24 protein-coding genes are annotated in these 25,071 nt (G+C 47.8%); 10 read left to right on the top strand and 14 right to left on the bottom strand.

Features of this window, described 5'->3' with window-relative positions; genetic code table 11:
- Window positions 1-18: 18 nt before the first annotated feature.
- From MHN31_RS05990 to MHN31_RS05955, 8 genes are all read right to left on the bottom strand, one after another.
- Complete coding sequence (locus tag MHN31_RS05990) at window positions 19-1,332, bottom strand: ATP-binding protein (protein WP_239443739.1); 1,314 nt, start codon at window positions 1,330-1,332, stop codon at window positions 19-21.
- Window positions 1,333-1,989 carry a response regulator gene (locus MHN31_RS05985; protein ID WP_125562660.1) on the bottom strand — a complete coding sequence of 219 codons (657 nt, stop codon included), beginning with the start codon at window positions 1,987-1,989 and terminating at the stop codon, window positions 1,333-1,335.
- The gene (locus MHN31_RS05980; RefSeq protein ID WP_125562658.1) at window positions 1,986-2,639 is read right to left on the bottom strand and encodes a hypothetical protein; all 654 of its coding nucleotides are present in this window, start codon (window positions 2,637-2,639) and stop codon (window positions 1,986-1,988) included. The genes MHN31_RS05985 and MHN31_RS05980 overlap by 4 nt, the downstream gene beginning before the upstream one ends.
- Window positions 2,636-3,451, bottom strand: coding sequence for an SDR family oxidoreductase (locus MHN31_RS05975; RefSeq protein ID WP_239443738.1), 816 nt, complete (start codon window positions 3,449-3,451; stop codon window positions 2,636-2,638). Before MHN31_RS05975 ends, MHN31_RS05980 begins: the two co-directional genes overlap by 4 nt.
- Window positions 3,451-4,131 (bottom strand): iron-containing redox enzyme family protein, encoded by a 681-nt coding sequence (locus MHN31_RS05970; protein ID WP_239443737.1) that lies wholly within the window; start codon window positions 4,129-4,131, stop codon window positions 3,451-3,453. The genes MHN31_RS05975 and MHN31_RS05970 overlap by 1 nt, the downstream gene beginning before the upstream one ends.
- Before the next feature lie 29 nt (window positions 4,132-4,160).
- Entirely contained in the window at window positions 4,161-5,618 is a 1,458-nt protein-coding gene (locus tag MHN31_RS05965; protein WP_239443736.1) for an AMP-binding protein, read from the bottom strand.
- On the bottom strand, window positions 5,611-6,285 hold the full coding sequence (locus MHN31_RS05960; protein ID WP_239443735.1) for a thermostable hemolysin: 675 nt from the start codon (window positions 6,283-6,285) through the stop codon (window positions 5,611-5,613). Before MHN31_RS05960 ends, MHN31_RS05965 begins: the two co-directional genes overlap by 8 nt.
- Window positions 6,286-6,375: 90 nt before the next feature.
- Entirely contained in the window at window positions 6,376-8,631 is a 2,256-nt protein-coding gene (locus MHN31_RS05955) for an EAL domain-containing protein (protein ID WP_239443734.1), read from the bottom strand.
- Between the two features lie 218 nt (window positions 8,632-8,849).
- Here MHN31_RS05955 and MHN31_RS05950 point away from each other — a divergent pair, with 218 nt between their 5' ends.
- Both MHN31_RS05950 and MHN31_RS05945 read left to right on the top strand, forming a co-directional pair.
- Window positions 8,850-9,455 carry a chemotaxis protein gene (locus MHN31_RS05950; protein WP_125562646.1) on the top strand — a complete coding sequence of 202 codons (606 nt, stop codon included), beginning with the start codon at window positions 8,850-8,852 and terminating at the stop codon, window positions 9,453-9,455.
- On the top strand, window positions 9,452-10,183 hold the full coding sequence (locus tag MHN31_RS05945) for an MBL fold metallo-hydrolase (RefSeq protein WP_239443733.1): 732 nt from the start codon (window positions 9,452-9,454) through the stop codon (window positions 10,181-10,183). The genes MHN31_RS05950 and MHN31_RS05945 overlap by 4 nt, the downstream gene beginning before the upstream one ends.
- Window positions 10,184-10,186: 3 nt before the next feature.
- Here the strand turns inward: MHN31_RS05945 and MHN31_RS05940 are convergent, their stop codons facing one another.
- Window positions 10,187-10,537, bottom strand: a complete 351-nt coding sequence (locus MHN31_RS05940; protein ID WP_239443732.1) for a VOC family protein — start codon at window positions 10,535-10,537, stop codon at window positions 10,187-10,189.
- 180 nt (window positions 10,538-10,717) lie between these two features.
- On the opposite strand from MHN31_RS05940, the gene MHN31_RS05935 reads away from it, so the two are divergent.
- The 4 genes from MHN31_RS05935 to MHN31_RS05920 all read left to right on the top strand — a co-directional run bounded on the left by MHN31_RS05935 (window position 10,718) and on the right by MHN31_RS05920 (window position 14,765).
- Window positions 10,718-12,502 (top strand): glycoside hydrolase family 3 protein, encoded by a 1,785-nt coding sequence (locus MHN31_RS05935; RefSeq protein ID WP_239443731.1) that lies wholly within the window; start codon window positions 10,718-10,720, stop codon window positions 12,500-12,502.
- A gap of 65 nt (window positions 12,503-12,567) precedes the next feature.
- Window positions 12,568-13,365: a DUF1445 domain-containing protein gene (locus MHN31_RS05930; RefSeq protein WP_125562638.1), complete on the top strand. Its 798-nt coding sequence runs from the start codon at window positions 12,568-12,570 to the stop codon at window positions 13,363-13,365.
- A gap of 121 nt (window positions 13,366-13,486) precedes the next feature.
- Window positions 13,487-14,218 carry a 5-oxoprolinase subunit PxpA gene (locus tag MHN31_RS05925; protein WP_239443730.1) on the top strand — a complete coding sequence of 244 codons (732 nt, stop codon included), beginning with the start codon at window positions 13,487-13,489 and terminating at the stop codon, window positions 14,216-14,218.
- Between the two features lie 25 nt (window positions 14,219-14,243).
- Window positions 14,244-14,765, top strand: a complete 522-nt coding sequence (locus MHN31_RS05920) for a GNAT family N-acetyltransferase (protein WP_239443729.1) — start codon at window positions 14,244-14,246, stop codon at window positions 14,763-14,765.
- A 56-nt stretch (window positions 14,766-14,821) separates the two neighbouring features.
- On the opposite strand, the gene MHN31_RS05915 is transcribed toward MHN31_RS05920, so the two are convergent.
- The gene (locus MHN31_RS05915) at window positions 14,822-16,897 is read right to left on the bottom strand and encodes a beta-propeller domain-containing protein (RefSeq protein WP_239443728.1); all 2,076 of its coding nucleotides are present in this window, start codon (window positions 16,895-16,897) and stop codon (window positions 14,822-14,824) included.
- 152 nt (window positions 16,898-17,049) lie between these two features.
- On the opposite strand from MHN31_RS05915, the gene MHN31_RS05910 reads away from it, so the two are divergent.
- The 4 genes from MHN31_RS05910 to MHN31_RS05895 are packed head-to-tail and all read left to right on the top strand — an operon-like array spanning window position 17,050 to window position 20,376.
- The gene (locus MHN31_RS05910; RefSeq protein WP_239443727.1) at window positions 17,050-18,042 is read left to right on the top strand and encodes a MipA/OmpV family protein; all 993 of its coding nucleotides are present in this window, start codon (window positions 17,050-17,052) and stop codon (window positions 18,040-18,042) included.
- The gene (locus tag MHN31_RS05905; protein ID WP_171045070.1) at window positions 18,032-18,430 is read left to right on the top strand and encodes a DUF3019 domain-containing protein; all 399 of its coding nucleotides are present in this window, start codon (window positions 18,032-18,034) and stop codon (window positions 18,428-18,430) included. The genes MHN31_RS05910 and MHN31_RS05905 overlap by 11 nt, the downstream gene beginning before the upstream one ends.
- Window positions 18,430-19,119, top strand: coding sequence for a response regulator (locus tag MHN31_RS05900; protein ID WP_125562625.1), 690 nt, complete (start codon window positions 18,430-18,432; stop codon window positions 19,117-19,119). Before MHN31_RS05905 ends, MHN31_RS05900 begins: the two co-directional genes overlap by 1 nt.
- 6 nt (window positions 19,120-19,125) lie before the next feature.
- Window positions 19,126-20,376: an ATP-binding protein gene (locus MHN31_RS05895; RefSeq protein ID WP_125562623.1), complete on the top strand. Its 1,251-nt coding sequence runs from the start codon at window positions 19,126-19,128 to the stop codon at window positions 20,374-20,376.
- 12 nt (window positions 20,377-20,388) lie between these two features.
- Here the strand turns inward: MHN31_RS05895 and arfB are convergent, their stop codons facing one another.
- From arfB to MHN31_RS05875, 4 genes are all read right to left on the bottom strand, one after another.
- Entirely contained in the window at window positions 20,389-20,802 is a 414-nt protein-coding gene (gene arfB, locus MHN31_RS05890; RefSeq protein ID WP_049863493.1) for an alternative ribosome rescue aminoacyl-tRNA hydrolase ArfB, read from the bottom strand.
- Between the two features lie 56 nt (window positions 20,803-20,858).
- Complete coding sequence (locus tag MHN31_RS05885) at window positions 20,859-22,070, bottom strand: FtsX-like permease family protein (protein WP_239443726.1); 1,212 nt, start codon at window positions 22,068-22,070, stop codon at window positions 20,859-20,861.
- Window positions 22,071-22,080: 10 nt separating this feature from the next.
- On the bottom strand, window positions 22,081-23,409 hold the full coding sequence (locus MHN31_RS05880) for an ABC transporter permease (protein ID WP_228553408.1): 1,329 nt from the start codon (window positions 23,407-23,409) through the stop codon (window positions 22,081-22,083).
- A gap of 87 nt (window positions 23,410-23,496) precedes the next feature.
- Window positions 23,497-24,765, bottom strand: a complete 1,269-nt coding sequence (locus tag MHN31_RS05875; protein ID WP_239443725.1) for an HlyD family efflux transporter periplasmic adaptor subunit — start codon at window positions 24,763-24,765, stop codon at window positions 23,497-23,499.
- Between the last annotated feature and the right edge of the window lie 306 nt (window positions 24,766-25,071).

Genomic DNA, 25,071 nt, shown 5'->3' with positions numbered 1-25,071 from the left:
GCCAGTGCCAAATGCGTGTTATTCATTTTGTGCTCCTTTAAACGCCAGAGAGACCTTCAAACCACCTAATTCAGAGTCTGACAATGTCAGTGTGGCATCGTAAATCTCACAGATCTGCCTTACGATCGCCATCCCTAATCCTGCGCCCTTTTCTCCGCTTGGGTGTGAATCGCCTCCAACCCGATAAAAACGGTCAAATACACGGTCAATTTGGGCCTGAGTCATGCCTGGACCCGAATCTTGTATTTGCCATAAAACTTGGTGTGCATTGCGCGTGATATCAATGCGGATCTCTCCTTGCGGGGGTGTATATTTGATGGCATTGCTCAAAAGATTACCAAGTAAAGTTGAAAGGGTGAACTGACAGCCCAAAATGGAATGCGGCTCAGAGTGCAAACTGATCAGCTGCGCTTTATCAGCAATTTTATCATACATTTGTGCCACCAATTGCTGAGTCACGGCTTCTGTATCAATAGGGTCAAATTGCCTGCGCCATACCTGAGGTTCAGTTCGCGCCAGTGTCAGCATCTGCTCAACAATATGATTGAGCTGCTCTGCACTTTGCGTTATCCCCTTTAGACTGCTTTCAGTGAGACCTCCTGCCAGATTATGTAAATGAATTTTGAGTGCTGCAATGGGCGTTTTTAACTCATGTGCGGCATCAGAGGCAAAATATCTTTCCCGTAAATAAGCAGCTTCAACTTTAGCAAATAGCGCATTCATCATCGCTATCACTGGGGCCACCTCCCGATCCTGACTAAACGTATTTAATGCAGTAAAATCATCCGCTCGCCGTACCTTTAGTTCTGATGATAATTGAGTTAAAGGCCGGAGCGCACGATAGATATACCAAGCTATGAATACAGCCAGTATAGGCATGATGATCACCAACGGCATCATGGCCGACAGCACCAGACTTTCAGCCAGAGAAAAACGTTTATTTACGGGCTCGGCCACCAATACCACACGCTCTCTTCGCTCTATGACATAAGTACGTAGTCGCATCGCAGCAATATTCTGTGTTTGCCAACCTGATGAAAGGTCAACTCGAGACTCAGTATTACTAAGCCGCTCGCTTGCAGCAAGCAGCACGCCATGCTGCCAAATTTGAAAATAAATCTCCTGAGTGGGAATTGTCTGTGTGAGCTCTGTTTCCAAGAGTAACGTCGCCATTTCTCTAAGCTGTTCATCAAGTTGCTGTTCTGCTTTTTCCATACTGGCTTGATAGCCACTCAACAGCGCCCAGAAAGTTGACAGGATCAGACAGGAGACCAATATCAAAGTTAGCTTGCGATTAATGGAAATAGGCCGATGAACAGGGTGTAACGACACTCAACTACCCACTACATAACCGATACCTCGTAGCGTTTTAATAAACCCACTTGGTAGTTTTTTGCGCAAATGATGAATATGTACTTCTATGGCATTTGAGCCAAGTTCTTCGCCCCAATGATACAACTTGTCTTCCAACTGGCTCTTAGCCAACACCCGTCCCTTGTTTTCCATTAGAGCTTTTAGCAACATGTATTCCTTGCGTGGTAGCTGCAAGGTTTGTTGTTCAAATTCAACATGGTGACTAGCAAGGTCAAGGGTAACCTGATCACAACTCAAACGACTGTCCTGCTGTTTTCCAAATCGTCTGGCAACAACTCTTAATCTGGCAAATAACTCTAGTGGCTCAAAAGGCTTTGCAAGATAATCATCAGCACCATGATCTAACCCAGCCACTTTATCGTCTAATTCATCCCGGGCAGTCAGGATCAATACACCTACCTGCTCTTTATGTTGTTTGAGTGCTTTAAGAACACTCAAACCATCATCATCAGGCAACCCCAAGTCGAGCACTACTAACTCGGGCAACACCACTTCAATTGATGCCAATGCGCCAGCGCAGCTGTCAACATGTTCGACAGCATACCCTTCTTTCTTCAGTGACTGGACGAGACCCTGTGCAAGCAGGGCATCATCTTCAACTAATAATAATCTCATTTTTTACGCTTTAACTTTTTCTCGACGAGCGCTAATAGCTCGGTCACTTCTGCCTGACGGTATAGATCCGCGTTTTCACGGCCAGGACGTTTCGGCGCAGCTTGCGCCCTCTGTAAGTGTAACAGAGCAGTGCTGTATTCGCGCTCATCATATAGGAATTGGGCATAAAAGTAATTGATATCCAAGCCGTATGGATTAATTGCTAATGACTGCTCAAACAATTCACGTGCTTTGCTGTCATCCCCAAACCCTATCGGCCACCCAGGCACCTGACTGTATAGGGTACCCAGGCTAGTCAGTGCAGAACCACTCAGCGCCTCACGGTCAATCGCTATCGCTTGTTCGAATTCGACTTTAGCTTGCTTCGCCAGCCCCAGCGCTCCCAACCCCCCTTTTGCGCCCGCATAACTGGACTGAATAATGCCATGCCAAATATGGCTTTCTGCATCATCCGGATAACTTGTCACAACCTTTTGACTGTCTTTGATCAGAGCTTTAAATGCTTTTTCCTGCGCATCATCTTTAAGCTCATAATTAACTTTAGCCCAACTCTGTTGCAACAGCGCTATGTCGTCTGCAAGCGCGGCGTGGCTTTTAGCACAGAAAAATAGAGCCACAGAAGCACCGAGTGCGATAAAAGTCGATTTCATAAAGAGTCCTCCAAACGTGAAGAGAATTTTGCGGATTGTGCCGCGAAATGCGCGCGGATAGTCGACCGCTGTTTAAGAATACTGCCATCCACAAGTTCAGGCACAAAGCCATTGAGCCTGGCAAAAAACTTCTCAGGAAACCCAATCCCTTTGCGTTTAGCTTTGCTCTTCAGCAACGCCATAAACTCATCCGCAACAACCTGAGGACAATCCATTCTGTTACCAAGCTTTTTGTTCAATAAACGTACTGACTCGTCATTGATCGCGGTATCCGCAACGCGTGGAGACAAGTACTTCACTGCAATTCGTCCATCCAATTCTCGAGACAAAGCCTCACTGAAACCACGTAATCCAAACTTGCTGGCACAATAAACACTCTGATAAGGAAACCCAATGGCACCCAACGCTGAGCCAATGTTTATCACTGTTCCTCGATTTGCCTCCAGTTGATCTAGCATCGCGTGCGTCAAACATGCAGGTGAAACCAAATTCACCTGTAGCTGCCGTGTTAATTCAGCCTGACTCATATCTTCAAAGGCAACCATCCGATTCACACCTGCATTGTTAACCAGCAGACTGGCATTGCCCATTAGAGCTGCCTGATGAGCAACTTGACAGGCACCTTCGGCATTATTCAGATCTACAGCAATGGCCTGATGCTCCGGCCCAAGTTGCGCGACCATCGCCTGTAATGGCGCTTTTTGACGTGCAACCAAAAGCAAGCGCCAGCCATCTTTAAGCAGACGGTGTGCAAACACTCGCCCCAGCCCACCCGTGGCGCCTGTGAGTACCGCTAATTTTTGAGATGTCATTAGCTTGCCTCCTTTACGAAAGACCCGACCTGAGTGTCAATAGCGTGAAAAATGGCGCCATACAGGCAATAAAATCGCTTTGCAGCATGAATAATCATTTGCTGTTCTTGTGGATCCTCTATGCGATTCATTAACCCTGCAAAGAAGTCGATATGTTCTAGGTCCAACGCACCGTGGGAAGTCAAATAACTAAAGGCTTTTTGAGGCAACCCCAGTTTGTTGCGGATTTGTGTTGCAGCTTTATCAGCCAACATGATTGAGGTACCTTCCAGCACATTGACCATCCCGAAAAAGCTCAATGGCGATATACGCTGGATGCTGTCGTAGGCATAACTCACCATCATTTCTGTTGCAAACCCCGGCTTACTATGACGAACGGCTTCTTTGTCGAATCCACATGCCGCAATATCATTTAAGATCCACTCCTGATGACCCAGTTCCTCCTCGATATAGTGTGCAATAGCTTCTCGTAACCACTCCTTATCGTCGCTCAATTGAGCTCCGCACGCCATCAAAAGTGGTACAGTGTGTTTAACGTGGTGATAAGCCTGCTCCAGGAATCCAACATACTGCTCGATGCAGATCTCACTTTCAAATACCGCTTTAAAAATCGGAGCGCTCAGTAAATATTCACGTTCAATTTGCGTTGCGCTCTGTAATGTCTCATAAAAATTACTCATGTACTTTTCTCCAATATCATCTTTGGCTGTTACGCCTGCAGCTCTGCGTTATCGCAGTAGAGCGCGGTTAATTCAGTGCGATAGTAACGTGCGATCACGTCACGTTTCGGCCGACCATTTGATGTCAGTAATTCATTACTTGTCGATAAGGGTTGAGCCAACCTGTGCCAGGTTCCGATCCTGGCGTAGTCAGGTAGTTGACTGTTTATTAAAGAGATGTGTTGTTCCAGTTGATCATCACTGAGCTGAGAGGCAGCATAAATCAAGGCCACAAGGTGCGTTTTCGCATCACCATAAACCACAACCTGAGCTACTCCCGGTTGACTAAGTAGTAGCGCTTCTGGCCACTCCGGTGAAACATTTCGCCCAGAGCTGAGAATAAGTTGATTTTTAAGCCGCCCATAGATATCCAGTCCACTCTCTGTTTGCCTGACCAGGTCACCGGTTGCCAGCCAATGTTCAGGAGAATGTTCAGGTCCATTCAGATACCCTAAGTACAGGGGCCCTCTGAGGAAAAGCTGGCCTTGCTCTATCTTGTATTCAAGATGGGGGAGGACGTCTCCCACGCCCTCCGATTGTGGCGCAACTTTACTCAATGCAACGACGGAGCCAGCTTCGGATAAGCCATACCCCTGAAAGACTGGCAAACCGCTATTCCTGGCCTTAACGAGCAAGCTTTCATCGACCCGCGCTCCGCCAACTGCTATAAATACTAAACTCTCAGGAGCCTGCCACCCAGCTGAGCAGGCCGCTACGAGCAACTGCAACAACTCCGGCACCAGAATCAAAGTGTGTGGCTCGAATTGGCTAATACACATCAAAACCTTTTCTGGGTCTTGTAGCTGACTTCCCAGATAGCCAAGTGTGTTTAACGAAGGCGTAATCACCTGCCCGCCACTCAGAAGGGGAGCGTAGACACCAGCCACATTTTCCAACAACACAGCCAGCGGTAATAAACACAAGTGCTTTGGGTTCTCCAGTACCAATCGTTCACACAGGCTACTGGCAACTTGCTGCATAGTAAGGTCCGACAGGCACACACCTTTCGGCGTGCCTGTCGAGCCTGAAGTAAACGTGATCTTGCGAGTGCCTGCAAAATATGCTGCTGGCTTGCTACTTAGCTGGTAGACATAAACAGTGCGACCACATACGTTAATCGTTTTACTCAAGACATGATCTGAATTCAACGTCTCGCTCAGTAACCAACTGGCACCAGATTCTAGCAACGCATGTTCACACTGTGCCCGGGTGAAGAATAACGGCAATGGCAGAGCAATCTTGTTGCTATCATTCAAAGCGAAATCAACGGCAATCCAGGCAGCTGAGTTATCCATTTGAAATGCAACACACTCTCCTTCAAGCTCTGCAAAGACACCGCTTAGTTCGTTGCTCGCCTGCTGCAACAAGTGCTTTGTCCATGTGCCATGTTCATCTTCAAGAATCACCTGTTGCTGGCTGTGTGGGGTCTTATCTAAAAACTTATGCATGACGTAGCCCCTCCAGCAAATATTCAGTTTCACTGCGGTACTGATCTGCATAACGTCTGAAAAGCGCTGTTTCCCGAATAAGCAGCTTTGCATCTGATAAAGCCACAACACACACTTTGGGTTGCTGCTGATAGTAAGAGCCATAGTCCGCTGCAACGGCGATATCGTCCGCAGCATCTGCAAGCACGTGTACAGGCACTTTTAGCAAAGACAGCAAAGCTCTAACCTGGCTGGTGGCAGCAAAGGTAAGGTAACGAACGCCATAGGCCGTGAGCGCCTGAGTGACAATGATAAAATGCAGCAAACTCGCTTTACGATTCGTCGAGACCAGATTGCCCAGCTCTGCTATCTCAAAGCGCATATGCTGACCTTTGAACTCTTGGCCAACAGAATGTGCCTGAATTGCCTGCTCAATATCTTGTCGCAAGTACTGCTCGACAAACAACTCATGTTTGCCAGCAAGCCTCAACCCCAAACAGCAATGACCGCATGTCAGCCGAAACTCACTCAATAGGGGGTAAAAATGTTTGATCTGCGCATCAAATGCTTTACGAAAACCTGTATGAATATCGCTTTCTAACGCTGCTCGTAAAGAGGAGTTTTGCTCAGCCCAGCTCAATTGCAGGGGGGCAAATTCGGTTCCGAGATTTTGAACGAGGGCTGTCATACGCTGCTCCGTAATGTTAACTTAGGTGCAGGTTAAATTTAGAAAATTAAGACAACCTTAAGGATTGAAAATGGTCGATGTATGCTCGAATTAATGTACGTTTAGCTTGGCCAGATAGTCAGTCAACTGCTCAGCACTGACAGGCCGGCCAACATGGTAACCTTGCATTAGGGTGCAGCCCATCTCGGACAATACCTTTACCTGCTCAGCTGACTCAACTCCCTCAGCACAACAAGTAACATTGATATTTTTTGCCATCACTAATACAGATTTTATTAAACTCTGCGACTCCTCGTCGGCCAGTCTAGATAGTAATCCCGGATCCAGCTTCAAGGCGTCGATTTTTAACTCATGTAACTGTCCAATACTCGTGTGGCTGGCATCAAAATCATCGATGGCAATTGTAAAGCCAGCCTGCTGCCAATGGTTTATCACGTTATTGGCCTCCGTACCCAGCAATGTGAGTTGCTGCTCCATTATTTCAATTTCGATTTGCCAGGGTTGCAATTGATGTTCAATCAGGCGCCTGTTCAGTTCGCTCAATGCCTCGTCCTGTTGCAGTGTTTTCACAGACACATTGATACTCAGCCTGAGCTCAGGGATTGTTGCTTGCCAACTGGCAAAGTGCTTAAATGCTTGCTCCCAGAGTTTAGATTGCAATGCCATCAGGCAACCGACTTCGCTCACTTCATTGATAAATCGATTTGCTTCGACCAGCGTGCCTTCTTTATGCCACCGCGCCAACATCTCCACCTGCACAAGCCGACCATCTGATGCGCAGACAACGGGCTGAAAATACGGTACAAACTTATCTGTCGCTAAAGCGTCTAAAATAGCCTGCTCCAGAGCCTGATTTTGCTCAGCTTCATCATCCAATTTAGAACAGTAAAACTGCATCCCGCCTTTACCCGACCTTTTTGCCCGATACATAGCACTGTCAGCACGTTTCATCAGCAATTCAGCGTTATCGCCGTCGTCAGGATACAGCGCAACGCCGGCACTCAGCGCAGCCTGTACTTCAACGCCTTTGATCTCATACTGACCACACACGCCATCAAGCACTTTTTTAATCACGCTTCGTACATGACGTTTATCTTCAATGGCATCCAGTAACAATACAAATTCATCACCGCCCATCCGGGACACGGTATCACATGCCCGAACAGAATCCGTTAACCTTTGTGCAATGTGTTTCAGGAGTAAATCGCCAAAATCATGTCCCAAAGAGTCATTGATTTTCTTAAATTTATTCAGATCCATAAACACAACCGCAAACTGATGGCGATTACGCAACGCCCGTTTACACGCCTGGATAAGCCTATCTTGAAGCAGCAAACGATTAGGCAACCCCGTCAGTGCATCATGGTGGGCCAGGTGGTTCATTTTGCGCTTGAGTGCCCTTGACTCAGTCACATCCTGAAAAATCATCACGGCACCAATGACTTTGCCCGAATTGTTGTATACCGGGGAACAGGAATCATCAATGGCAAACTCCAGCCCAAGGTGATTTCGAAAGCAGGTAGAATCCGGCAGGCTAACCGTTTGCTGACTGCGCATACACACGGCCATTTGATCTTCGATGGGTCCTTCACTCCCTTCATGATATAAAGGCATCACCTCAGTAATGGGCTTACCTTTTACTTCTTCGGTAAGTAAGGCAAGTACCGCCTCAGCAACCGGATTCATAAAAATCACCCGGCTATCAATATCGCAACATATTACACCATCACCAATGGAGCTAAGCGTCACTGCCAGCAGTTCGCTGTCTGTATCTGCCTGACCCAGATGAGGCGAAAGGTGCAAGTACCGGGCAAGGTGCAAATTGCGGTGCTCAGAGCTTTGTAACTCAAAAAGTCCTGTGACACGCTCACTGTGCGCGCTCACCAGGGTCATTTTAATCACCTGACCGGGTTTTGGTTCCTCCAGCCAGGCTGCCAGCCGTGCCCAGCTATCTGGTTCCAGCAATTCATGCAGGTTATAGGCAAATAGCGCTTTGTGACTTTTAGCAAGCGCGGTTGTCAGCCCGTCACTCATACAAATCAGACTGGCATCAGAGCTAAACACAAATTCAAAGCCGGAGCTGGCCTGAAATGCTTCGAGGTAAAAGTGGTGTGCTTCATCATGACCATTATGGCGGCTCTGGTCCGATCGACGATTCAACCACCAAATCACGGTGCCAGCCATTGCCGCCATCAGGCCGCCGACGACTAGCGCCAGAATCATCGGGCTAGTTGTACCACCAGCTGAAGACGCAAGCACTGAAGTACTGTGAGGCGCAGCGCTCGCCTGCCATCCCACAACAGACAAACACAGGCTTACAAAATATTGCAAGGCAGAGGTTTTCACTCAGACTCCGGTCATCTATTAAACACAGCTCTTATCAAGCGTAGTCGCAATAACAAGACTTTGGTACTGCAACTGAAGTTTTTGAAGCCTTTGTTAATGATAGAGTTTAATGTTTTGGCAAAGACAAAAACTAAACGCTCAATTATGCTGATTTCTGGAATTTCGGCGATTTTTATTCTAGTGTCTTGAAAGCAGCCCGTAGACAGTGGAGTTTCGCATTGAGCGACGACAATATAGTAGACAGCTTCATTCGCGTTGCGCGTATCATTGCAAATCTTGACGCGATTTTGGCCGAAGCTAAAAACCTCTCTCTTACCGCCAAGAATGCCCGCGTGGTCGCGCTGAGAGCAGGTGATTCGGCCTCTGGCTTTAAACCCATTACAAACTTCATTGATGAGTTTTCGGAACAAACCATCAAGACCACTACGCATATCTCCACGCTATCTAATCAGCTGTTCAAAATTGCGCTCGAGGCAGTCCGAAGCACCCAGTTCGATATGCATGTTAATAATGCAGCAATGCTCGTCTCCACATCTCAAGTTGTTGCTTTGCAACATAAAGCAAAACAAGAGCGGCAATACCAGACCAAAAAACTGGAAATCGCTTTACAGGATCTGGAGAGCTTTTTTGAAGAGATCAACAAGCAAATGCGCAGTGCGGAATACATTGCCGTGACCAGCCGGGTTGAGGCATCAAACGCCGGAGAATTTAGCGACAGTCTACAGTCGGTCTCTGATTTTATTGCCAGTGCAGCCAAAACAATTAAGCAGTCAGTCACTGTAAACTTAAACGAAATCCATACTCTAAGAGGCGCCCTGCATTGAAAGCAACACAACTCCATCAGGCTCCGAGCCACTCCTGGTTGATGTTTGGTCGTGACGAAGGCAAACCAGAAAAGATCATTGATACTAACCAGTATCTGGTGAAAGGCACAGGGCAAGCGGTACTGCTTGACCCGGGAGGCACAGAGCTCTTTTCACCCATGTTGGCTGCCATCTTGCAACATATTGAGCTGGAAGAGCTTACCACCTTATTCGCCTCACATCAGGATCCCGACATCATATCCTCGCTGGGACTTTGGGATAAAGCCCTGCCAGATGCCACACTGCATGCGCCCTGGCTGTGGGAAGGGTTTATCCGCCACTTTGGTATGAGCAATATCAAATACCAGGGGATCAAAGACGAAGGCGGCGAAATCCGTCTGAATGACATCAGCCTGAAACTCGTCCCGGCACACTATCTGCATTCATCAGGTAATTTTCATGTGTATGACCCACTGGCAAAAATACTGATGAGTGGTGATGTAGGTGCGGCGCTGGAAAAAACCAACGCACCAATATTTGTGGATGATTTTGCGGCTCACGTTAAACATATGGAGTATTTCCATCGTCGCTGGATGCCATCCAATCGCGCTAAAGCAAACTGGGTAGCCCGCGTGAAAGAGCTCGACATCGACATTATGGCACCTCAGCATGGTCGCTTGTTCAAAGGCGAAGCGGTCGCTGAATTTCTTGAGTGGTTTGCAAAACTGGACGTGGGCATAGCCAGTTAAGGCTTACTTATCACTCCACACCGCCAATTCATTGCCACTGGGCTCAATAAAATGAAATCGCCTGCCACCGGGGAAGCTAAATATCGCTTTATTGATGGTAGCACCAGCCTGCTCTATGGCTTGCTGTGTCTGTACTAAATCATCACTGTACAATACCAGTAGCGGGGCACCTTGCGCCTGGCTGGCTGAGACATCGCTTTGGAAAAAGCCTCCCTCCAGCCCAGACTCACTAAACGCAACGTACTGCGGACCGTATGACTGAAATTGCCAACCAAAAACCGATTCGAAAAATGCCTGCGTCGCCGGTAAATCAGAAGCAGCAAACTCTACATAGTTAAGCGTATGGTGTTTCATCGTCCTTCCTTTTTTATTATTGTCTCGGCATTCAATGTGCGTTCACCTACACCTGATAAAAACCGATAACATATTGAACTGAATCGGCTCCATATTAGCGCTGAGGCGTGATAGAGTGCCAGATAAATTAGCATATTGATGATGAATATCTTGTTTCGCATACTCTTAATAGGTTTGCTCATGACCCTCACAGCACCAAGCCATAGTGCTCAATCGGCACCTGAATTACGTACCCTGATCGGCCAAAAATTAATGCTCGATTTACGATACTTTTGTCAACAAGGCAAAGGGGCAAAATGTCGGGAGCCAATGACTACCCTGCCACCGGAGCTCAAGCAGATACTGCATGACTATCAGATTGGCGGCGTGATCCTGTTTGCCGAAAATGTACGGGAAATTGAACAAATAGTCGCACTGACGCAGCAGATCCACCATGCAACAGAACAACCTCCCTTTATCGCCATTGATCAGGAAGGTGGTCGGGTTGCCAGAATTAATCGTGCTGAGGCCACCTCCTTCACTGGCAACATGAGCATAGGAGCCAGCTACGCTCAGCATGGTACACGCTATGCGCAGGAGGTTGCGTCAGTCATAGGTAAAGAGCTGTCCGTGCTTGGGATCAATGTCAATTTTGCGCCAACCGTTGATGTCAACGCCAATCCGGATAACCCGGTCATTAATGTCAGGTCATTTGGCGAAGATCCACACATAGTGGCAAAACTGGGTGCCGCACAAGTCAAAGCATTCGAGCAACAGGGGGTGATATCTGCCATCAAGCATTTTCCGGGGCATGGTGATACCAATGTCGACAGTCACACCGGCTTACCCCGCGTAAATCATCGCCTGGAACAGATACAGCAGCAAGACATTGCGCCGTTTGCCAGCATCATCAAACACCACGCACCGGGTATGATAATGACGGCGCACATCCAGTACCCAGCGCTGGATAGTACAGAAATACTCAACAAACGTAATGAAAAAATGCTGCGCCCGGCGACGATGTCACGCAAAATTATGCATGACCTATTAAGAGAAGAGTTGGGCTATCAGGGTGTCACCATCACAGATGCACTGGATATGGCCGGGATCAGTGACTTTTTCGAGCCCGAGCAGGCCGTCATAGAGACCTTTGCTGCGGGTGTAGACATCGCCCTGATGCCTTTTGCGATACGCAGCACAGAGGATATCAGCGCATTCAGACAATTTATGGATGCGCTTTATCAACAAGCCACAGCGCAACTGAGCATCTCTGAACTAAGGACATCTAACCTGAGAATACAAACGCTCAAAGCCCGCTTTTTAGCGCCAAAGCGTCAGCTGTCCTCGGCTATAGCTCAGTCTGTACTGGGGAATCCACAGCATCGTAAACTGGAGGCTGAGCTGGCACTGGCGGCCATAACACAAGTGAAGAATAACCAGCTGTTACCACTGGCTCCCCGAGCAAATCAGCGAATTCATGTGATTATGCCGGACAAACAAAAAGCAACGGCTCTGAAACAAGCCTTGTTAGCTCATGCAACTCATCCGCTCACGATTACTCTGTCCAGTTTACAAGGATTCGACCCTGCCCGGGCAGAAGCAGATATAAAAAATGCAGACTTCGTCATTGCCGGTCATGCCACGCCCGCGCAAAGCGCAGTAGAAATTGGTGGAATGGAAGACCTGGCTACACTGTCGCAGTTTTCTCTGGCAGCCAAGGCCCAGCCTGATGCATTACAAGGTTTATTGCGGTTTGCTCAATCTCAGCACAAACCAAGCGTGTTCATCAGTTTGCGTGCCCCCTATGAAATCACCCGGTTTGCCCCTTACAGCCAGGCTGTACTGGCAAGTTATGCCTATAATGTTGACGTTGAAACCGCCAGTGAAGTCAGCGGACCGGCGTATACCGCGCTTGCCAAAGTCATCTTAGGTCATGAAAAAGCCAAAGGAACACTCCCCGTTACCATAGACAAACAGGCAGATTAATCTTAGCTGCCTATAATATTTAGTGAGATGTTGTTGAATCAGCCTGTTACCTGATGAGGACATGTATGGACCCAAAGGCATCACTCACTGCACCTAACGCTATTCGCGCTATGATCCGGGCCGGGGACTATTCCGGCCCAACTAACGGCTTTGTTCCCGGCTTCGCCCAGTGTAATGTTCTGATCCTGCCTGAAGCCTATGCGTTTGAATTTATGACTTACTGTCATCACAACGCTGACTGCTGCCCTTTGTTAGCAAGCAGTATTTCACCAGGGTGTTATCATCTCGACCAGTTAGGTCAGGACATTGATATTCGTACTGATATTCCGCGCTATCGGATCCTAAAGCACGGCCAGCTTACTGAGGAAGTCTCAGATATCAAACAGCTATGGCGAGACGACCTGGTCACTTTTGCACTGGCCAGTTACCTCGCCTTTGACAATGTGCTCAACTCCTTCGGTATCTCCAGTCCACTGGCCAACCCAACGCACTCCTTACCTATGTATATCAGCAATATAGAGAGTAACCAGGTGGGGCCATTTAGTGGCAATAAAGTAGTCTGCATGCGCCCAATGAGTAAACCAGAGTTGATCAAAGCCATTCAGGCGGGTTCAGTCAGCCGGGTACCACATGGCATCCCTCTGCACTTCGGTGAAGCAAGCGACATCGGCATTAACAACCTGAATAAACCAAATTTTGGTGAACCGCTTCCCATAGCCAACGATAAACTTCCCGTCTTCTGGACAACCAGTCTCACAGCTCACCTTGCAATTACCCGGGCAGCCCCTGAGCTGTGTATTATCAATAGCCCACAACATCTGTTGGTTACGGACAAAGCCGATTTAAACCTGGTCATCAGCTGACACACTCCAGCCTGGTTTTGTAACTATGATCAGAAGACGTGAACTTGATTGGACGTGAAGCCCTAACCCTGACGTCGCAATCCATGCTAAGGTCTGGAAAAACCCAAAATAAGAGTATTCTATGCTGCTAAATTGCGATCTGGGCGAAAGCTACGGTGCCTGGAAAATGGGACTGGACAGCCATGTTATGCCGCACATTGATCTGGCCAATATTGCCTGCGGCTTCCATGCAGGCGACCCGACTGTAATGGCAAACACACTCGCACTGGCCAAAGCACATCATGTCGGTATTGGTGCCCACCCAGGTTATCCCGATCTGCAAGGGTTCGGACGTCGCTCGATGACCCTGAGTGACACCGAACTGCGTAACACACTGCATTACCAAATTGCGGCGCTGGAGGGAATGGCGCGAGTGCAGGGGATGACTTTAAGCTATGTAAAACCTCACGGCGCCTTGTATAACGACATGATGCGCGACGAAGCGACGCTTCTTCAGGTGCTCCAAACGCTCTCCGAGTACCCTGCTAAGCTCAAACTAATGCTGCTGGCAACGGCTGAGCAAGCGCATCATACACGCCTTGCGGAGCAATTTGGCGTAGAGTTACTATTTGAAGCCTTTGCTGACAGACTTTACACAGATCAAGGGCAACTTAGCCCGCGAACTCTACCCAATGCGGTCCACGACGAGGCAAACGTACTGGCACAGGTAAAGCAACTGCTGGCCCATGGCACAGTAACCACATCAAGTGGTCAGGCTTTGCCACTCAAAGCAGACACCCTCTGTGTGCACGGCGACAACATGGACAGCATTAATCAAATCGTCACTATCAGAAAATTACTCCAAACCCAATAACATCGAACAATAAAAGGATTTCACTATGATTGACACTTCCCGCCTGCTACTGCGGCCATTAACGCCTTCTGACTGGCCATTTTTTTTGCGCCTTCATCAGCTCCCTCAAGTAATGCGCTTTATTCGCGACTTGCCTGAGCAAAATGAAGTCCGCGCGCAATTTGACCGTCGACTCATCAACTGGCGCAAAGAGAACGGGGAGTGGCTTACATTAGTGATTGAAGAGCGAGAAACCGGCAATCCCGCAGGACTTCATGGCTTCTTATCCAACTGGACACCCTATCAGCAGGCTGAGCTTGGGTTTATGCTTGCCCCTGAGCATCAAGGTAAGGGGTATGCAAAAGAGTCGACCAGCGCCATTATCGATTTTGCCTTTAATCAATGCGGCTATCACAAACTGACAGCAACCGTCACCGAAGGCAATGAGGCATCATTTAACTTACTAACCGGTCTGGGGTTTGAGCATGAAGGTACACTTAAAGACAACTACATTATCGGCGGGCAATGGTGTAACGACCAAAAGCTGGGCTTAATTGCAACACGCTAAATACAACAATGCAGCCGGCCTAAAGTAAACCGGCTGCATCGTTTTTATCGATCACGTTAGAATGGTCCGGTGGCGATTTGTGGTGTTTGCCACAAGCTAGACCAAACAAAATTGCCGTGCACATAGTAAATATGATCGCCATGCAGGACACCCCGGTCATCACCTGCCCAGATATACGGAGATACTTCAACGTCGGGTTGCTGCTGCGGCACACTACTGCCCATATACTGTAGCTTAGGCGTTTCGCCTGTATGTACTTCAAATGCGGCCAGTTCGTTACGCTTATACCAGTTTACAGTGTTGTCACTGTCATTCTCTGTAAGCCAGCTTTCCACAGGTAAAGTCATTCTGAATACCTGATCACTGTGTTTTAAGTAACTAAAAGCGTGATAGTCGAATTCAACCGGGCTAAACCCGCCACTAAACACTTTTTCATCAACCAGTGACGGCGCGCTAATGTCGCTCACATCGAACAAGCTTACTTTGGCCCCAACTTCATCATCAACTTCCAAAGGCCCGTCCAAAAACCAGTCCTGAACATTTTGGCCGATGCCGATGAGTAAGTCTTCCGACACCGGATGGAGGTATGCAGAATAGCCAGGTATTTCTAATGCGCCCGTGATTTTAGGGTCATTTTTGTTTGCTAAATCCAGCACATATAAAGGATCAATCTGACGAAAGGTTACGATGTAAGCTTTGTCACCGAAAAAACGCACTGCATAGATATCTTCTTCAACCAGACCATTTTCAGACACTTTTCCGATGGGCGTAGTGCGTGTTTCATTTGGTAGCTGGCTGATCACAGTCAGGTCGTCACCTGTATTTTCCAGCAGATAGAGCCTGTGCAGTCTGCCATTTTCTTCCGTAAAGCGTGACGTCACCACGCGCAAGACTCCTTCATGCTCACTGAATCTCAGGTTACGATTACTACTACCTAAGCGCCCAGCCACTTTGCCCGAAGCAGCATAATTTACAGCATCTTCTGCCAGGTTAAACTGGTGGATCACTGTCTGTATCGAGTCATTAAATGTGACTTCTTCAGACTCATAATAATAGCCGTAGAGATACACATTGTTCTGAGACATATAGATCCCCTCAGTGCGACTGGCGATACAAGTTGTCGTTAGCGAACCCGGATCGCTCAGTGACACACGAGTCACAGATGTAATGCGGTGATAACCATTCAGCTCTGATGCTTCATCTGGCATATAGCAGGTCGCCGGGTCGACCAGAGGTCGCTCAGTACCAGTTTTAAGATCCGTCACTTTAGGCAATAACTCAGCGATATCTGTCTCGGTGATTTTTTGATAATTCGCTAATTCCAGATCCTCGCCATCTTGCGCAAATCCGTCAAAACTCGCAGAAAACTCACTGATCAAATAGAGTGAATCACCAATAACACGAGAATCAATCAATTCGCCGTCGAAGCGGAGCTGGTGCGTGATATTTCCCTGCGAAGGATCTTTGACATCAGCCAACGTGAGAGCAAAATCACGCGAGTATAAATAGGGCATGGATGTGTCCACGACATCTGATGCTACAGCAGGCTCAATGAAAAAACCGAATTTGTCATTACTAAGCACTACGGCTAGACTACCCTCTTGTAGGTATAGTTGCTGCCTTGCGTAATAATCTGTACTGGTCACCAAAGTATTGGATGACCCCAACTCACCACTTTCTTCGCGTTTTAAGATCCGCACAGACTGTTTGTGCTCTCCTTCAGCGGCCTGAAAATCTGCTGTGTTTGCAATATACAAATGTGCACCGTCATATTTAACTCTGTCGCTTTCATCAACCGCTTGCTCCTGAACATTAGTGGACGAATACTCAGGTGTTGCAGCATCCGCAACTGGCGAATCGGCCACCTCATCGCTATCCTGGTGTGCTGTCGTACCTTGAACCAGGTAAACACCATTTTTAAGGTAAGTTGCAAAGTCTGACGCATTTGCCTTGCGCAACTTTTTGGCGCTGGCCTCGCCGGTAGACAAATCAGGTACTTTGTCGGGGGGTTGTATACCACCATTACCTGGATCCGGGGTGGAAGTATTGCTGTCACTCCCTCCGCCACATGCGCTGAGCAGCGCTAAAGTAAGCGCAGCAGCACAAAACTTTTGCTGGGTAGAATTTAACATTGGCTGTCTCCTTGGGATTAAGTATGTACATAACCTTACTCGAATGCCAAAGAGTTGCTGTTACTACTGCGGTTTGAAATGTTATTTAATGTAACTCTTTCTGGCAATTAGTAATTTTATTGGTAAAGTACAGATGTTCAGGGTAGGAGTGGGTGAAAAAAGTGAAACGTCTGTCAGGTGTGATTGGCTCAGTGTTGTTTAGTGGTATGGCTTTGGCCAACTGTGATACCCATCCCGAAAACTGCATTGAAGTATCGCAATGGGAGATTTCCGTCGCGCTAGGGGCAGGTGTTGCAACTAACCCTTTAAAAGATAGCGACCATTCCCCTCTGATCGTATTACCCTATGTGCGCTATTACAGCGACCGGTTTTTTCTCGATAACACAGCTATCGGTTACACCTTTTTTGACCATCGTGCATTTGATGTTAGCTGGATTGCTGAGCTCAATTCTGAACAAGCTTTCTTTAGCCGCTCCCGACCCGGTACGTTATTGCGCTCAAATACGCTTTCCCCGGACATCAGCGAACGGATTAACCTACCCCAAACTGATATCAATTCCGGTGACAATGGTGCCGGTGCAGACGGGGGGGACAACGTTAATCCGCCCAATGAGGTCAGTGTCCAAGTCCCTCTCACCGACGTTGAGCAAAATCCAGAACAGCCTCAACAACCTTCTTTAACCTTTGATGATCTGGCAAAAAGAAAATGGGCGATCGACAGTGGTATATTGGCGCACTGGTACATCTCTGAACAACAAAAGCTAACAGTAAAATTACTGCACGATGTAAGGGGAATTTATAACGGGTTTCACGGCTCAGTGGGGTATAGTTACAAATTGCCATTTGGTGACCCCAAATATGCTCAACTCCAGTTTAAGGTGGGCGTCGACTACAAGGACGCAAAGTTAGGTAGTTATTACTACGGCATTACTGAGAGAGATACCGAACTTACTCACTTTCGTTACCAGGTCGAGAGCACTTTCAATCCTTATATTGGCATAGCATATAACCACAAACTGAGCGACAGCTGGCAATTTAAATTCACCGCAAAACATCAATGGCTTGGCTCAAGTATCGCAAACAGTCCTATCGTCGATGAAGATTATACAACCTCTGTCTTCATTGGAGGCTTGTATGCATTTTAACTGTGCCCTGTACAGCTTGTCAGTTGGGGCATTTATGTGGTGCACGTTTTCAGTGCAAGCCACCTCAGAGCCACCCCCGCTGTTCGAGATAAAACCGCTGGTCTGTATGGTAAAAACGCAAGGACAAACCTGTCAGATGACCATTCGGGTTAATTGGCATCACGCCGTACCGGAAAACCTATGCCTGTATCAGGCGAATGCGCGCTTACACTGCTGGGAGAGCAGCAACAAAGGAACTGCCAAGCTAGCTGTCAAACTGGCACAAAACATGGAGTTTAGTTTGAGGGATACAAATCAAAATACGCTCGCCAAAAAGACTGTCAAAGTCAATGCTGTTGTCAGCACTAAGTATCGCAGGAAACTTAAAACAGATTGGAGTTTATTCTAATGACCAAAGTCATACTGGTAGAAGATGATGAGAGACTGGCTCAGCTCACCGGACAGTTTTTACAAAGTAACAATTATGATGTAACCCTGGTACACGATGGGGCACTCGCACCAGAGAAAATCATCAGTGAGCAACCTGATGTAGTGATTCTGGATATTATGCTACCTAATCTTGATGGCTTCGAAATATGCCGCCGGATCAGACCAGACTACCCAGGGCCTGTGCTATTTCTGACCGCTAAAGACAGTGATTTTGATCATGTCAGAGGCCTTGAGATTGGTGCCGATGACTATGTAATCAAACCAGTTGAACCATACGTTTTGCTCGCCAGACTCAACGCACTCCTGCGCCGTCAGGGTAAACAAAATGACAGCAAGGATCAATTAACACTCGGTCAGCTGCGCATCGATAAAGCCGCACGTAAAACCTATCTGAGTGAACAGGAAATTGACCTGACAAGTTATGAATTTGATCTGCTGTGGGAACTGGCCCGAAACGCTGGTGATACCCTAAGCCGGGAGCACATATATAACCAGGTTGTGGGCAGACCTTATGACGGACTGGACCGTAGCGTCGATGTCAGGATCTCCCGACTGCGCAAAAAACTCAATGACAACCTGGAACAACCCTACCGGTTAATCACAGTTTGGGGGAAAGGATATTTGTGCTCTAAATCAGCCTGGGACTAATACGCGATGCTGCGTTTACTTGTTAGCCTCTATATTGTGGTATTTGCGAGTATCATTGCGATTAACCTAGGCAGTGAGACGATATGGCGAAACTGGGTGGAGCAAGCACCTGATGATTTGCGTCACGCGACTCAGGTTGCTAAGAACTACCAGCAGGCACTCACTTACCTGCAGAAACACGAGCTAGACTCCTACCTCAGGGCACAACCGCAGCTGAGCGTATTTTCATATGAAGATGTCGCTTGGTTACCCGAACAATTGACGGCGCTTAAGCAAGGCGAAATCATTACCTCCTTTGATGATGAAGGTAACGCCCTGCTACTTTTTGTTGTTAACGACAGTACCTCTGTCATTCAGCTCGGTCCATTTGCTCCTGCAAAATCAGCTAAAGTGAAGCAATACACCATCAAATTGCTCTCTTATTCCGTGCTGGCACTGTTGCTAGTCATATGGTTAAGACCGCTGTGGATTGACCTGGTACAACTCAAGCGTACATCCGAGAAACTCGCATCAGGCTCACTCGACCTGACACCAACCAGATCGCGATTTTCAGCCATCTACACCTTGACTCAGCAAATTGAAAGAATGGCGTTGAAAACGGCCAGCCTGATGAGCAACCAAAAACAACTGGTCAATGCCGTGTCCCATGAACTAAGAACCCCACTGGCACGTTTAAAGTTTGCCCTAGCCATGTTGGCACCAAAAGCACCGGAGCAGGTTTCAGCAATGGAAGAAGACGTCACCGAAATGGAAGTACTGATTGACGAGATGCTCAGCTATGCACGACTGGAGTTTGCCAATCAGCAACTGCACATGCAGCAATGTGATCTGGCACCGCTGATACTGGATCAGCTCGAAAAACTTGCCCGAACAACTAGCAAAAACCTGGTGACAGACATTATCAGTGATGTCCCGGTTGAATGCGATCCACATCAGTTAACCCGGGTCATACAAAACCTGTTACAGAACGCTGATAAATATGGTCAAAGCACCATTCGGGTCACCTTGAGAAGACAGCACAATATGGCTGTTTTTATGGTTGAAGATGATGGCCCCGGCATTCCTGAATCAAAGCGTGAACAGGTCTTCCAGCCGTTCTCCAGACTCGACAAGAGTCGTAACAAAGATACAGGCGGATTTGGTTTAGGCCTTGCCATTGTCAGCAAAATATTGTCATGGCACCACACTGACTGCCAGATTGATGATTCTGAGTTGGGTGGCGCCCGCTTTACGCTCAGGCTGCCACTTGTAGCCTAGCAAACAGGCTAATTAGAATTTAACGGAGCCACGCATCGCTTTGGTTTGCGCCCGCTTATTTTTGCTATCAAGTCGCTTTCGCTGCGAGCTTCGGGTAGGTTTGGTTGCCCGGCGCTTTTTTTCTACTTTCGTTGCACTGAGGATCAGCGCCTTCAACCTGGCCAATGCATCCTCACGGTTCTGCTCTTGGGTACGAAAACTCTGCGCTTTAATAACGATCACACCTTCTTTACTGATACGGCTATCCTGCAAAGCCAGCAATCGCTCTTTGTAAAATGGAGGTAGGGTTGAACGCTGAATATCGAACCGCAGATGAATGGCAGAAGATACCTTGTTGACATTTTGGCCACCCGCACCTTGCGCTCTGATCGCTGATAATTCAATTTCCCAGGCTGCCAACTCGACATGATTTGATAACTTTAACATAGTGACTACGACTCGTTACTCTAGGGGCTATCATAACAAGTCGCATATACGTTCGTCTATCTGGACGCACCAAGACGACTTGCAATCGCAGGGGACACTCTAGCTGCCCGACAAGCAGGAGCCAGGGTTGCTGCCTGACCCAGTAACATCATGCATACCCCGCCCAGGGCAAAAAATTCAGCGGGCACCGTCGCCAATTCAAACCAGTTACTAAACTGCATATTCAGTATTATCGCCGCAACACATCCAAGTGCTACGCCAAACAAAGTAAGCAGTGCATTTTCTAACATAAAATAGCCCACAATCTGCCCTTGTTGCGCGCCAAGTGCACGGCGAATGCCAATTTGTCGAACACGTCGGGTGACAGCAAAACGTGCCTGACCAAATATGCCAAGGGCAGTAACCAAGGATAAACAACCTACGACCCAAAGCAAGGTCATACTCGCCGCATACTCAGCCTGATAACTTTGCTGTTTAACTTCAGTAAAAGTCATCAACTCTTCAATCTTCCGACCATGTCGGCGCATTAAATAATCCGCCGTATTCGCCATCGCCTGAGCCTGTTGGCCCGGTGCGCTGCGCACCAAGTAATAAACGTATTCACTGGTTTCTATCACAGGGGCTAGCACGCTGTGTTCTACGACCACCCAAAAGCTCCATGCAGCCTGCAAACTTTTCACTACACCACGAACCTGCTGAGGCCGTTTATCAATATAAATCGTCTTCCCTACTGCCTGGCGCCAGTCATCCGGATACAATGACTGTGCGAGCGCCTGTGTAATGATGATCTCCGTCGCGACACGAAATCCGTCCGTATCTGCATAAAGCGAGGATTGAGTAAAGCCCTCCCCGGCAACCAGCGTCAGTCCCATCGTCTCTAACAGGGCATTATCACCCCCATAGTATCCACTGAACGTATCGTAGTCTCCATCGGCCTGAGTCGCGACTTCCAAAAAGCGCCCCCACCCAGTTAGCGGAACACCTGAAGTGACAGACGCATTAATAACGCCAGATAACTCTTTTAAAGTCAGCAAGTCTTGCTCAATATCCGCTGCTCTGGCAGCGGCATCGCCGGGTAAGTTGGTGAGAACAAAAAAGGTATTTTGCTCATCCAATCCACTTGGCCGGGATAGTAAACCTTGCTTTTGCAATGCCATATAAGCGGCATTCACCAGGATCATAAAGGTGACGGCAATTTGCAATACAAACAGCATCGGTGCGGTCCGACTGTGATTCAGCGTTTTGAGAATAGGTAGCAAGTCTCTCATAAGTTGTCCCTCACACACTGTTTAACTGGCTGGCAGGCTCTATCCGACTGGCTCTAAAGACAGGAAAAAGACCAAAAAACACACTGGCTGATATCGCCACCAACGGCGTCAACACCAGAATATACAAGTCCATTTGCATCAAATCGCTGCTCAAGTGCTGATATGCACGACTGCAAATTATGAGACCCAATTGGGCCAGCACCAAGCCCAGAGCACCGCCAAATATCCCCATCAACACAGTTTCAACACTGAACTGAATAAAAACCTGTTGCCTGCTCGCCCCCACTGCACGGCGTAACCCAATCTCACCAGCCTTGCCATGAAACTTTGCCATCATAAGGTTGGTGCTGTTCAATAAACACAGCAATAGAAAACACAATGACAACCCGAGCGCCACCCGGTTATCGTCAGAAATAGCTTCGCGATCGGCCAGGTATTCAGTTGGTGTGCTCAGCTTATTGACAATTTTGCGCTGAAAACGTCCCAGCACACGCTGCTCCTGAACGTAGGAATAGAGGAACTCTTCATAAGCACGACGTTGATTGGCATCTTGTAGTTCCACCCAAAAGTAAACCCAGACACATTCAGATGCCAACAGCGCTTCGAACGAGCTGTCTTGCGGATCGCGCCAGCATTCAAAAGGCTGTAAGTTTGCAGACCAAAGAGCGTTACGCACCTGGGTTTCAAATGGAATGAACACATCTCTTGGCTTGCGAAAAGCATGCATAGCTTCGCCATAAAAGCGCGGCAAGATTGGCCAGGTGTCCAACACACCGATTACGCGATACTCCAGTGCGCCCAGCGTAATAGACTGACCAACCGAGTTCTGACCATTAAACAGCCGTTGATTAACATCAGCACTGATAACAGCCACTTGTTCCCCTCGTCTATCGGCCTCAGCAGACCAGGCAGTACCAAACTTCATGGGGGCGTTAAAGGCACTGAAGAAGTCCCGACTGGTAGAACGCACCAATGCTGTTTTCGCGTTAGAGTCTGGTTGCCCCGACAGCTTCAACTGATCCCGGTAGCCACTAATGGGAATGTGCGACTGGGCACGGTTCGCTCGCCATAAGTTTTGTACGTCCTGAAAAGTAAGATAAGGCGGTACCCGCTCTTCTTCACCCTGACTATAATAGGCTTTTTCCGGGCCCCAGCTGTTGAGCTGCACCAAAAACAAGGTATCTGCCTTACCTGGCACGGGCTCTTGGTTCATCATGTAATTGATGGTGTAGGTGGTCATCGTCGCAGCAATACCGACCGCAATGGTGACCACAATTAAGGAACTTAATAGTGGAGTCTGTTTGAAGCTTATCCAGGCCAGTTTGAAATAATATCTCATCAGCATGCTTCCTCCACCTTGTTAAACCCGAGAATAGCGCCGGGTTAGCACGATCATCGTTGTGATCACGCCTTCGCATTGATTAAATTACTGAACTACTCGCACACGCTCTGCACTATTAAACATGCGCGTATCAGAAATGATGACCGTATCACCCACAGCTAGCCCTGACAGTATCTCTACCTGTCCGAGACTTTTCGATCCCAAACTTATGGGCTTTTTCACCGCACTACCTTCGTCCAGTACGTAGGCGTATTTGCCGCTGTATGCATCGACAAACTGACCTCTGGGCAAATACGTTACGCCAGACTTTTCCTCCAGCACAATACGACTGGTTAAACGTTGATTTTGTCTCAGGCCGGTGATCTCTGATTCCTTAAAGCGGATCTTGCCTTCAACCTGGCCTCGCACTATCTCGGGTGATATTGCAGTGAGCTCGCCTTCATAAGCACGACCATTTAAAGTAATTTGAGCAGGCATTCCCAAAGCCAGATCATCGGCATAATTCTCTGGAATATTGACCTCAACCTCGTAGTGGGACAAATCCACCACACTCAGCAACGGCTGATTTTTCACCACTGTATTTTTCTGATCGACACTCAGGTTACCCACAATGCCGTTAACCGGGGAACGTATTTCCAGTGAGGCCACCCGCCTCTTTAGTTCGTCCACCAAAACCTGTTGAGCTTGCAATTCAATGGCGCGTGTCTGGATCTCAAATTTCTGGCTTTCCTTCAGCAAAGCAACCTCTTTAACCGCCAGGCGATGTTCTCGCTGTGCGTTTTCCAGTTCATCTTTTGCTTTTTGGTAATCTATATCGCTGACTACCTGATTCTTTTTACCTTCTTCATTGCGGCGCATTTCACGCTTTGCCGCATTCAGCGCCACGATTGCTTTACCCAGATAATTCTCCTGAGCAAGATCCTGCTTCTTTGCCTGAATTTTTTCTCGCTCTAGTTGAGTACTGAGACGCGTTAACTCTGCCAGTTCCTGAGCGAGCAAGCTTTTCAGCTCAGGGCTGTCTATCTGCGCCAATGGCTGACTCATTTCTACCGAGTCTCCGGCAGTCACCAAATAAGTGACTGTACCTTCTGCCGGACTGTATAATGTAGGACGTCGTGACGCTATCACACGGCCTTGAACAGAAATATCCCGAACGAATTCACCACGACGTACTTCCGCCACATGAATGTTTTCCATTCTCACGGCGCTCTCTCCACTTGCCCAGGCAAGTATCTGAGGAACAACAAAATATAATGAAATAAATACACCAGCGATAAGCAGGAAATAGAGTTTGTAGTTGTGTTTTTTCTCTAGTTGGCTGTCCTGAGCGCTGGTATCGTCGATATACTGCATGCACTACGTCCTTGAAACTAAAAAGTGTTGATCAATACCAGGCTCTGAAAATAGCAAAACTCCATCTAAATGTCACCAACAATAAACATTTTATTAATACTTTAATCAGTTTGAAAATTAATCTGGGTACATTATTGCTCTTAGTTGGCTAATTTTTGCGCCAAACAACTCTATTTGTAGCGGGAACAGGTAAGCTTGTTAAGTGGATAAACTGAAAAGAGGAGCGGAAAGCGCGGCCTCCATGCCGCCGCAAGTGCTTGGGAATAACTGTAAATACTGCATAATCATATTCTAACCTGGACGCCA

It is taken from the genome of Pseudoalteromonas sp. McH1-42, from assembly GCF_022347845.1.
In the GTDB taxonomy this organism is placed as follows: Bacteria; Pseudomonadota; Gammaproteobacteria; order Enterobacterales; family Alteromonadaceae; genus Pseudoalteromonas; species Pseudoalteromonas rubra_D.
The sequence above is the reverse complement of the archived record's forward strand: the minus strand, read 5'-3'. Positions and strand labels throughout refer to the sequence as shown.